Raw genomic sequence first — 10874 nt, 5'->3', positions numbered from 1 at the left:
GGCCTCGGCGATGACCTGGATGTTGTCCCAGCCGACGAAGTTGGGGTTGAGCGAGCCGAACAGGGCGACGACGGCGACGAGGGCGCCGATCAGGCTGAGGTTCTGGCCGCCGATCGCGGCGAGCAGGGCGCGCGGGCCGCCGGTCCGGACGGGCAGGGCCCCGGCGTCCGGCGCCGGGGCGGTCGGGGGAGTGGCGGTGGTCATCGGGTCTCTCCGGTCTGGGCGGTGGTGGTGGCGGCGAGGTCGTCGGCCATGGCGAGGGCGAGGACGGCCTCCTCCGTCGCCCGGTCACGGGTCAGTTCGCCGGTCGTGCGGCCGTTCTGCATCACCACGACCCGGTCGGCGAGGCCGAGGACTTCGGGCAGTTCGGAGGAGATGACCAGGACGGCGGTGCCCTCGCGGGCGAGGTCGGCGATGATCTGGTAGATCTCGGCCTTGGCGCCGATGTCGACGCCCCGGGTGGGTTCGTCGAGGATCAGCAGGTCGGGCTTGCGGGCGAGCCAGCGGGCGAGGACGACCTTCTGCTGGTTGCCGCCGGACAGGGTGCGGACCTCGGCCTCGATGGAGGGGGCTCGCACCCGCAGCCGGTCGGCGTACTCCTGGGCGAGGGCCTTCTCCTGGCGCTGCTTGACGAACCGCCATCGGCTGAGCCGGCGCAGGCTGACCAGCGAGGTGTTGTCGCGGATCGTGCGCTGCAGGAACAGGGCCTGGGCCTTGCGCTCCTCGGGGGCCAGGCCGATGCCGGCGGCGATGGCGGCGCGCGGGTCCTTCAGGCGCAGGACCTCGCCGTTGAGGGCCACCGTGCCGGAGTGGATCGGGGCGTCGCCGGCCAGGGCGAGGGCGAGTTCGGAGCGTCCGGCGCCGATCAGGCCGGCCAGCGCCACGACCTCGCCGGCCCGGACGGTCAGGCTGACTCCGTGCACGTCGTCGGTGGTGAGGTCGCGGACGTCCAGCACGACGCGGTCGGTGGCGACCTGCTGGCGGACGAACAGCGAGGACAGGTCGCGGCCGACCATGAGCCGGACGAGTTCGCTCTCGTCGGTGGCGGCGGCCTCCACCACCCCGGCGACCCGGCCGTCGCGCAGCACGGCGATGCGGTCGGCGAGCCGGAAGATCTCCTTCATCCGGTGGGAGACGTAGACGACGGCGATGCCCTCGTCGCGCAGCCGCCCGATCAGGGCGAACAGGGCCTCGACCTCGTGCTCGGAGAGCGAGGAGGTGGGCTCGTCGAAGGCGATCGCCCGCGGCGGGACGGCGCCGGTCAGGGCCCGCATGATCTCGACCAACTGGCGCTGCGCGGCGGTGAGTTCGGACCCCAGAAGGTCGGGGTCGAGGACCTTGTCGAAGCCGAGGCGGGCCAGGTCCGCGGTGATGCGGCGGCGCAGCTCGGCGCGGTCCAGGCGGCGGCCGGCCCGGCGGGGCAGCGAGCCGGCGTAGACGTTCTCGGCGACCGGGACGTGCGGGATGATCTCGGGTTCCTGCGGGATGATCCGGATCCCGGCGCGGCGGGCGTCCTGGGGGGACTGCAGGTCCACGGTCTCGCCGTCCAGCAGCACGCGTCCCTCGGTGGGGCGGTGGTCGCCGGTCAGGATGCGCAGCAGGGTGGACTTCCCGGCGCCGTTCTCGCCCATCAGGGCGGTGACCCGGCCGGGCGGGAAGGTGAGGGTGACGTCCTCCAGGGCCCGGACGGAGCCGAAGCGCTTGGACACGCCCTCGGCGCTCAGGCCGGGGGCGCCGCTCGCCGGCGGGACGGGTGACGGTGCGGGTGTGGTCATCGGGGCCTCGTTGGCAGTGCGGTGCGTACGGTCTGGGGGAGCCGTGCACACGGTCGGCGGTGCCGGTGGTCGCGGTACGGTCTCCGGGAGCGCGCCGGTGCGGCGGGCGGATTCGGCAGGTCGGTGCCCGCCCGCCCCACCGGCGGCTCGGCGAGGCGTCAGCTGCAGGACACGCCCGCGGACTGCCAGGTGGCGGCGTCGACCATCGTGGTCGGGGCGAAGGCCTCCTGGGGGAAGTCCTTGCCGTTCTTGAGCTTGTCGTACATGGTCTGCACGGACAGGGCGCCGACGTCCTTGCCGTTGATGAACAGGGCGGCCTTCATCCCGGAGGGCTTGCCGGAGGCCCAGTTCTTGCACGCGAGGTAGGCGCCCAGGCCGACGCCGTCGATGTCGTCGGGGTTGATCCCGGCGTTCTGCAGGGCGGTGACGGCGCCCTGGACGTTCTCGTCGTTGCAGCCCCAGGTCACCCAGTGCTTGACCCCGGGGTTGGCGGTGATGGTGGCGGCGACCTTGTCCTGCGCGCCGGTCGGGGTGTTGTCGGTCGCGACGTCGATCAGCTGCACGCCCGGCACGGCCTGGTCGAAGGCGTCCTTGGCGGCCTTCACGCGGTCGCCGCAGACGGTGACGTCCTGCTTCCAGGCGGAGATGATCCGGGTGTCGGCCGGGTTCCAGCCGGCCTTCTTGAACTCCTCGGCGGCGCGCTGGCCGACCTGCTGGCCCATCTGCCGGCCGGAGAAGCCGATCCGGGGCACCAGGTCGGTCGCCGCGCACTGGGCCGGGGCCGGTCCGCTCGCGCAGACCTGGTCGTCGGAGGTCAGCAGTGCGGCCTTCGCGTCCCGGGCCGTCTGGACCACCTGCGGGCCGACCGCCGGGTCGGGCACCACGATGATCAGGCCGTTGCTCTTCTGCGCGATCGCGGCCTGCACCTCGCCGACCGTCTTGTTCGCGTCGTTGCCCAGGTTCACCACCTTCAGCTCGGCGCCGAGCTCGGCGGCCTTGGCCTTGGCGCCCGCGGCCTCGTCCACGAAGTACTGCTGGTCGCCCTGCTTCTGCAGGTAGGTGATCGTCACCTTGCCGGACACCGGGGCGACGGGCGCGTCCGCGCTGTTCGAGGACGTCTGCCCGGTGGAGCAGGCGGTCAGGCCGACGGAGGTGATCAGGCTCAGCGCGGCGATCGAGGCCAGGCGGCCACGGAGGGGGAGGTGCATGGAGGGGGCTCCTGAGGGTGGGGGCCGATCGGCAAGAAGCAACAAAACCAATCAGAAAGCACCACGATCAAACGTGGTGGGTCAAAAGAAAACGCCTGGCCCTGAGCTGAGTCAAGCTCATGTTTCCGGATCGGAGCCATCGAGACCGTCTCGTTATCCCGTCGCGCCGCGGATGGGGGGCCGAAGCCGGCGGATCGGGCCGCGATCTTCCGGATCGGAGCAGGTGGTGGCGTGTTCATCGGAACTTACTGATTGGTAGGTTGTTGTCGTGGACAGCTTCGGGCAAAGCCGGGGCGGCGTCAATAGCGCCTGGCAGGAGCATGTCTGAGGGGTGGTGCTGTGCCCCTGTGGCAAGCCGGCTCGGCCGCTGCCACCTGGTGGCGACCGGCCGATCGCGTTGTATTTCATCTGAAGTTGTTGATTACTGTTGAATGTTGGGTCTACTGTCCTCCCCGGCATGTCGGCATGCACCCGCCAGTCCCGGCCGCCCCGGCCGGGCCGAGTCCTGGTGGGCCCCGCTCCGGCCGACCCAGCCCGAGGACAGGAGTAGTCGATGACCGAACCACCCCACCCGCTCCGCCGGGGCGTCACCGCCCTGGCGGCGCTCGCACTCGGCGTCGCCGCCGCCCTGGCCGCGCCGGCCGCGGTGGCCGCGCCGGCTCCCACGACGAAGTCCGTGACACTGGACGGCCGTTCGCCGGGGCGGGCGTACGACGGACTCGGCGCGATCAGCGGCGGCGGCGCCACCTCGCGTCTGCTGGTCGACTACCCCGAGCCCCAGCGCAGCCAGGTGCTGGACTACCTGTTCAAGCCCGGTTACGGCGCCTCACTGCAGATGCTGAAGGTCGAGATCGGCGGTGACGCCAACTCCTCGGACGGCCCCGAACCGTCCCACATGCGCACCCCCACCGAGGTCGACTGCGACCGCGGGTACGAGTGGTGGCTCATGGAGCAGGCCAAGGCCCGCAACCCCGGGATCACCTTCTACGGCCTGGAATGGGCCGCGCCGGGCTGGCTGAACGGCGGCGTCTGGTCCCAGGACAACATCGATTACCTGGAGTCCTGGCTCGGTTGCGCCCGGCAGCACGGACTGAACGTCGGCTACCTCGGCGGCTGGAACGAGCGCGGCTACGACAAGGCCTGGTTCGAGAAGCTGCGCGCGGACCTGGACGGCCACGGCCACCAGGGCACCACCCTGGTCGCGTCCGACAGCGACGACGAGCACTGGTCGATCGCCGCGGACATGGCCGGCGACCCCGCCTTCGCCAAGGCCGTCGGCGTCATCGGCCTGCACGGCACCTGCTGGCACTCGACCCCCGTCTACACCGCCTGCCCCGGCAGCGACACCGCGACCGGGCTGGGCAAGCGGCTGTGGGCCTCCGAGGACGACAACGACAGCTACGGTGCCGACCCGGCCGCGCTGGCCCGCAACGTCAACCGCGAGTACCTCGACGCCCGGATCACCTCGGACATCAAGTGGGCGCTGGTCAGCTCCTGGCCCTCGAACCTGCCGTACGCGGGCGCCGGGCTGATGGCCGCCGACCAGCCGTGGTCCGGCAACTACGCGGTCGGCCGCGACATCTGGGTCATGGCGCACACCACCCAGTTCGCCAAGCCGGGTTGGCAGTACCTGGACGGGTCCAGCGGCTACCTGACCGGGACCGGTGCCAACGGCGACCCGCACAGCGGCAGTTACGTCACGCTCAAGTCAGGCCGGGACTACAGCACGGTCATCGAGGCCACCGACGCCACCGCCGCGCAGACCCTGACCTTCAAGGTCGCCGGCGGCCTGTCCACCGGCCAGGTGCACGTCTGGGCCACCGACATGAACTCCACCGACCCGTCGAAGTGGTTCGTCCACGCCCAGGACGTGACCCCGAAGAGCGGCTCGTACTCGCTCACCGTGCAGCCCGGTTACGTCTACACCGTCACGACCACCACCGGACAGGGCAAGGGCACCGCCGTGCCGCCTGCACCCGCCGCGATGCCACTGCCGTACCAGGCCGACCTCGGCGGCTACCGCGAAGGGGCCACCGCCCGCTACTTCCACGACTGGGCGGGCGCCTTCGAGACCGCGCCCTGCCCGTCCGGAGCGACCACCCCGGTGTGCCTGCGCCAGGTCATCAGCCGGGCGCCGATCCCGTGGCACGACGACATGAACTACACCCCGCTGACCCTCCTGGGCGACCCGTCCTGGGCCCACTACCAGGCGAGTTCGGACGTCGCCCTCGAACAGGCCGGCACCTCCGCCGAACTGCTCGGCCGCATCGACCACGTCGACCACGACCGCTCCGGCTACCATCTGAAGATCGACGACACCGGTGCCTGGAGCCTGTTCAGCGAGGACCGCTCCGGCGCCGACACCGTGCTGGCGAGCGGCAGCTACCCCGGCGCGGGGGCCGGAACCTGGCACAACCTCGCGCTGGCCGTCCAGGGCCAGACCATCACCGCGTCGATCGACCGCACCCAGGTCGCCTCCGTCGCCGACGCCGGGCACGGCATCGGCCAGATCGGCCTGGGCGTCGGCGGGTTCCAGCACGCCGACTTCGCCAACACCACCGTCACGCCGCTGGCCGCGCCGGCCACCCACACCGTGACCAGCGTCAACAGCGGCAAGTGCCTGGACGTCACGGGCGCTTCGAGCGCCGACGGCGCCCAGGTCGTGCAGTGGACGTGTGCCGCAGGCAAGGCCAACCAGCAGTGGACCCTCGTCCCGGACACCGGGGCCCGCATCCAGCTGGTCTCGGCGAACAGCGGCAAGTGCCTGGACGTCACGGGCGCTTCGAGCGCCGACGGCGCCCAGGTCGTCCAGTGGACCTGCGCCTCCGGCCGGGCCAACCAGCAGTGGACCGTTTCCTGACGGGACCGAGACGCCCCTGCCCGGACGTCGTGCCGGGCGCCCCGACCGGGCGCCCGGCACGGAGCAACACCGCCCCCACCCCTCCCCACCCTCGGAGACGCCCATGGGCCGTCAACACCCCTCCTCGACCTGGCGCACCGCCCTGAGCGCGGCGCTCGTCCTCGCCGGCGCGCTCGGCGGCCTGGCCGCGCCGCAGGCCGCCCTGGCCGCGACGGAGAGCGCCACCACCCCCACCGCCGCCACCTCCACCGCCGTCACCCTCGACGGCACCAAGCCGGGCCTGACCTTCGACGGGGTCGGCGCGATCTCCGGCGGCGGTGGCAACTCCCGCCTGCTGGTGGACTATCCGGAGCCCCAGCGCAGCCAACTGCTGGACTACCTGTTCAAGCCCGGCTACGGCGCCTCGCTGCAGGTGCTGAAGCTGGAGATCGGCGGCGACACCAACTCCACCGACGGCGCCGAGCCGAGCATCGAGCACACCAGGGGCACCGTCGACTGCAACCAGGGCTACGAGTGGTGGCTGGCCGAGCAGGCCAAGGCCCGCAACCCCGACATCACGTTCATCGGCCTGTCCTGGGGCGCCCCCGGCTGGATCGGGAACAGCGGCAGCGGCGGCAACTTCTGGTCCCAGGACTCCATCGACTACGTGATGTCGTGGATGGGCTGCGCCGGCCAGCACCACCTGAACGTCTCCTACCTCGGCGGCTGGAACGAGCGCGGCTTCGACAAGGCCTGGTACGAGAACCTCAAGAGCACGCTCGTCGCGCGCGGTTACGGCGCCACCAAGGTCGTCGCCGCCGACGACACCTGGGAGGTGGCCGACGCCATGGCCGCCGACCCGGCGTTCAAGAACGCCGTCGACGTCGTCGGCGTGCACTACCCCTGCGGGTACATGAGCTCCTTCACCGAGTGCCCGAGCACGCCGACCGCCCAGGCGCTCGGCAAGCCGCTGTGGGCGAGCGAGAACGGCTCCCAGGACCTCAACAGCGGCGCCCCGGCGGTGGCGCGCGGGATCAACCGGGGCTACCTCGACGGGAAGATGACCTCGTTCATCAACTGGCCGGTCATCGCCGCGCTCTACCCCGACCTCTTCTTCTCCACCGACGGCATGTCGATCGCCAACCAGCCGTGGTCCGGCAACTACGGCATCGGGAGGACGACCTGGGTCACCGCGCACACCACCCAGTTCACCAAGCCCGGCTGGAGCTACATCGACGCCGCGAGCGGCTACCTCGGCGGCGCACGCGCCAACGGCAGTTACGTCACGCTGAAGAGCACGAACAAGCGCGACTACAGCACCGTCATCGAGACCCTGGACGCCACCGCCGCCCAGACCGCGAACTTCACCGTCACCGGTGGCCTGTCCACCGGCAAGGTCCACGTCTGGTCCACCGACCTCGGCTCCACCGACCCGGCGCAGTGGTTCGTCAAGCAGAAGGACGTCACCCCGTCCGGGGGCCGCTACACCCTCACCCTCCAGCCCGGCCGGGTCTACACCGTGACCACCACCACCGGCCAGGGCAAGGGCACCGCCACCCCGCCGGCCGCCGCGCCGATGAAGCTGCCCTACGCGGACGGCTTCGACACCCCGGCCACGACCACCTCGCCGAAGTACTTCACGGACATGAACGGCGCCTTCCAGACCGTCGCCTGCGGCGGCGGGCGCACCGGCACCTGCCTGCGCCAGATGGCCCCGACCTCGCCGATCCGCTGGACCGACGAGCGCTACAACGCCCCGTACACGATGATGGGCGACGGCAGCTGGTCCAACTACACCGTCACCGCCGACACCATGTTCGAGCAGTCCGGCACCGTCGAGCTCCTCGGCCGGGCCAACCAGCAGGGCCGCAACAACAACGGCCTGAACGCCTACCACCTGCGGGTGAGCGACACCGGCGCCTGGTCCATCGACAAGAGCGACACCAGCTGGAACTTCACCACCCTCGCGAGCGGCACCACCGCCGCCCTCGGCACCGGCCGCTGGCACACCGTCGCGCTCACCCTCGACAACGAGACCCTCACGGCGAGCATCGACGGTGCCGCCGTGGGCAGCGCCACCGACGCGAGCTTCACCAACGGCCGCGCCGGCCTCGGCGTGACCGGCTACCAGACCGACCAGTTCGACAACTTCGCCCTCACCCCCGGCACGCCCACCACCCACACCGGCCCGATCGCCTCCGCCCTGCCCGGCACCTGCGCCCGTCCCGCCACCGGCACCAGCGGCGCCGCCGTGCAGCTCTGGGCCTGCGACGGCAGCGCGCAGCAGGTGTGGACCCGCTCCAACGGCACCCTCACCCACAACGGCAAGTGCCTGGACGTCACCGGCGGCGCCACCGTCAACGGCTCCCCGGTCGAACTGTGGGACTGCACCGGCGGCGCCAACCAGCAGTGGACGCCCCAGCCGGACGGCACCCTGAAGAGCACCCAGTCCGGCCGCTGCCTCGACGACCCCGCCGCGGCCACCGCCGACGGCACCCCGCTGGAGATCTGGGACTGCAACGGCGGCGCCAACCAGCGCTGGACCCTGCCGTAGCCGATCGACCCGCGGGGATCCGGAAGACCCCGCACGCGACCGGCCGGGTGCCCGTGACATCGCGGGCGCCCGGCCGGTCGCGCTCCTGGGTCCGGTGGCTGCTCGGCCGGGCCGGTCCCCAGGGGCACTCGTGCTCGGACTTTACATGTTGAGTGCGTGTTGCTGCTTATTTCGCCCGCCATCTTGTCAAGAACGAGCAGAGCCCCGTACAACTGATCCGGCTGGGACCACAGCAGCCACCCATGCCCTGACCCCGAGATCCCGTGAGGTCGAAGCGTGTCAACTGCCCTCCGCCGGTGGCTCCGTACCACCGTCGCCTGCTGTACGACGCTCGCCGCCGTGTCCACCGCTGCGCTCCTGGCACAGCCCGCGGTCGCCGCGGAGCCCTCCCCGCCCGGCACCGTCGCCGAGTACCCCAACTACGCCCCCACACCGCCCATGGGCTGGAACGACTGGTCGTACTACCAGTGCGGGATCGACGAGAAGGCCATCCTCGACAACGCCCGGGCCCTCGTCTCCACCGGGCTGGCGAAGAAGGGGTACGACACCGTCACCATCGACGACTGCTGGATGTCCGGGCAGCGCGACGCCCAGGGCAACCTGGTCGCCGACCCGCAGCTGTTCCCGCACGGCATGGCCTACATCGGCCGTCAAGTCCACGACCTCGGCCTGAAGTTCGGCATCTACGAGGACGCCGGGACCACCACCTGCGGCGGCTACCCCGGCTCCCTCGACCACTGGCAGCAGGACGCGGACCTGTTCGCGTCCTGGGCCGTCGACTACGTCAAGCTCGACGGCTGCAACGTCCCGGTCAAGCCCGGTGAGACCGAGGAGCAGAGCTACCGCGACACCTACACCGCGATGAGCCGGGCGCTGCTCAACACGCACCGCAGGATGGTCTTCTCGATCTCCGCGCCCGCCTACTTCCAGGGCACGCCGAACTGGGACTCGGTGATCCGCTGGTCCGCGCCGCTCGGCAACCTGTGGCGGGAGGGCGCGGACATCGCACTCGGCCAGGCCAGTGGCGCCGAGAAGTGGGCGTCGATCATGTACAACTACGGCTACAACGTCGGACTGGCCGATCTGCAGCGCCCCGGCCGGTGGAACGACCCCGACTTCCTGCTCGCCGGCGACTCCGGGCTCAGCCAGGACGAGATGCAGAGCCAGATCTCGCTGTGGGCCATGATGGCCGCGCCGCTGATCTCCAGCACCGACCTCACCCGCCTCTCCCCGGCCGCGCTGGACCTGCTCGGCAATCGCGACGTCATCGCCGTCGACCAGGACCGGCTGGGCGTCCAGGGGCGCGTCGTCCAGCACGGAACCGGCTACGACGTGCTGAGCAAGCCGCTGGCCGGCGGGGACCGCGCGGTCGCGCTCTTCAACTCCTCCGACACCGCGCAGACCATCACCACGACCGCCGCCCGGGCCGGCCTGCCCGCTGCCGCCGGCTACAGGCTCGACGACCTGGTGACCAAGCAGGTCGTCGGGACGACCGGCGTGATCTCCGCGAACGTGCCGCCGCACGCCACGGTGCTCTACCGGGTCCACCCCGGCGCGACCCACGGCCTGGCCCCCGCCACCGCCGTCACCTGGCAGGACGTCAGCACGGCCCAGGAGCCCGGGACGTACCGGATCACCCTGGCCGACCACGGCGCCGTCGCGCTGAACGACACCAACCTGCGGATCAGCGCCCCCGCCGACTGGACCGTCACCCCGGCGACCGTCGCGCTCCCGCGCATCGCTCCGGGCGCAACCGCGTCGGCCACGGTGACGGTGCACGGCCCCCAGGGCGCTCCCGGGACCACGGTCACGGCGATCACCGCCACCGCGAGCTACCGGGCCCGGCCGGCCGGGGTCGACACCGTCAGCGGTGAGCAGACGATCGTGCGGACCGTGCCCTACCCGTCGCTGGAGGCCGCGTTCAACAACGTCGGCGCCACCTCCGAGAGCGACACCGCTCCCGGCAACTTCGACGGCGCCGGGAACAGCTACTCGGCGCAGGCCCTGGCCCGGGCCGGCGCCACCGCGGGCGCCACGATCAGCGCCAACGGCCTCAGCTTCACCTGGCCGTCCGCGGCCGCCGGCACCAACGACAACGTGTCGGCCGCCGGCCAGGAGATCACCTTCGGCGGCCAGGGCAGCGCGCTGGGCTTCCTCGGCGCCGAAGCGGGCTTCGCCTCCGGCACGGTCACCGTCGCCTACACCGACGGCACCACCAGCAGCGGCCAGTTGGGCTTCCCCAACTGGTGCTGCACTCCGACCGACGCCTACGGCGCGAAGACCGCGTTCACCACGGACCACCGCAACACGCCCACCGGACCGGGCAACTTCGGCATCGGCTACGGCGTGTTCACCAACACCGTCCCGTTGACGCCCGGCAAGACGATCCGTTCCGTCACGCTGCCCAGTGCCGCAGCGATCCACGTGTTCGCGCTGGCCGTCCAGCCGTGATCCGCGCCGCCCGGCCCACCGGACCGGTTCCCGTGGGCCGGGCGGGC

5 protein-coding genes and 1 pseudogene are annotated in these 10874 nt (G+C 71.7%); 3 read left to right on the top strand and 3 right to left on the bottom strand.

Annotation, left to right across the window (positions count from 1 at the left end; genetic code table 11):
• The 3 genes and pseudogenes from ACWGKU_RS20105 to ACWGKU_RS20095 form a co-directional block, all read right to left on the bottom strand.
• Window positions 1-204 (bottom strand): annotated as a pseudogene (locus ACWGKU_RS20105) (ABC transporter permease); the annotation flags it as partial.
• Window positions 201-1775 (bottom strand): sugar ABC transporter ATP-binding protein, encoded by a 1575-nt coding sequence (locus ACWGKU_RS20100; RefSeq protein ID WP_452180874.1) that lies wholly within the window; start codon window positions 1773-1775, stop codon window positions 201-203. The gene ACWGKU_RS20100 and the pseudogene ACWGKU_RS20105, both read right to left, overlap by 4 nt.
• Before the next feature lie 158 nt (window positions 1776-1933).
• The gene (locus ACWGKU_RS20095) at window positions 1934-2983 is read right to left on the bottom strand and encodes a substrate-binding domain-containing protein (RefSeq protein ID WP_452180873.1); all 1050 of its coding nucleotides are present in this window, start codon (window positions 2981-2983) and stop codon (window positions 1934-1936) included.
• A 553-nt stretch (window positions 2984-3536) separates the two neighbouring features.
• Between ACWGKU_RS20095 and ACWGKU_RS20090 the strand changes: the two genes are divergently transcribed.
• The 3 genes from ACWGKU_RS20090 (at window position 3537) to ACWGKU_RS20080 (ending at window position 10827) form a co-directional block, all read left to right on the top strand.
• Window positions 3537-5843 carry an RICIN domain-containing protein gene (locus tag ACWGKU_RS20090; RefSeq protein WP_452191504.1) on the top strand — a complete coding sequence of 769 codons (2307 nt, stop codon included), beginning with the start codon at window positions 3537-3539 and terminating at the stop codon, window positions 5841-5843.
• Between the two features lie 103 nt (window positions 5844-5946).
• A complete protein-coding gene (locus ACWGKU_RS20085) occupies window positions 5947-8376 on the top strand; it encodes a ricin-type beta-trefoil lectin domain protein (protein WP_452180872.1) in 2430 nt (809 codons plus the stop codon).
• 339 nt (window positions 8377-8715) lie between these two features.
• On the top strand, window positions 8716-10827 hold the full coding sequence (locus ACWGKU_RS20080; protein ID WP_452179129.1) for an NEW3 domain-containing protein: 2112 nt from the start codon (window positions 8716-8718) through the stop codon (window positions 10825-10827).
• Window positions 10828-10874: the final 47 nt, after the last annotated feature.

This window comes from Kitasatospora sp. NPDC054768 (assembly GCF_053612025.1).
The sequence above is the reverse complement of the archived record's forward strand: the minus strand, read 5'-3'. Positions and strand labels throughout refer to the sequence as shown.

Excerpts from the sequence above, each read along its gene's own strand:
- ACWGKU_RS20085 (WP_452180872.1), top strand. The coding sequence starts at position 5,947 with ATGGGCCGTCAACACCCCTCCTCGACCTGGCGCACCGCCCTGAGCGCG.
- ACWGKU_RS20095 (WP_452180873.1), bottom strand. The coding sequence starts at position 2,983 with ATGCACCTCCCCCTCCGTGGCCGCCTGGCCTCGATCGCCGCGCTGAGC.
- ACWGKU_RS20100 (WP_452180874.1), bottom strand. The coding sequence starts at position 1,775 with ATGACCACACCCGCACCGTCACCCGTCCCGCCGGCGAGCGGCGCCCCC.
- ACWGKU_RS20090 (WP_452191504.1), top strand. The coding sequence starts at position 3,537 with ATGACCGAACCACCCCACCCGCTCCGCCGGGGCGTCACCGCCCTGGCG.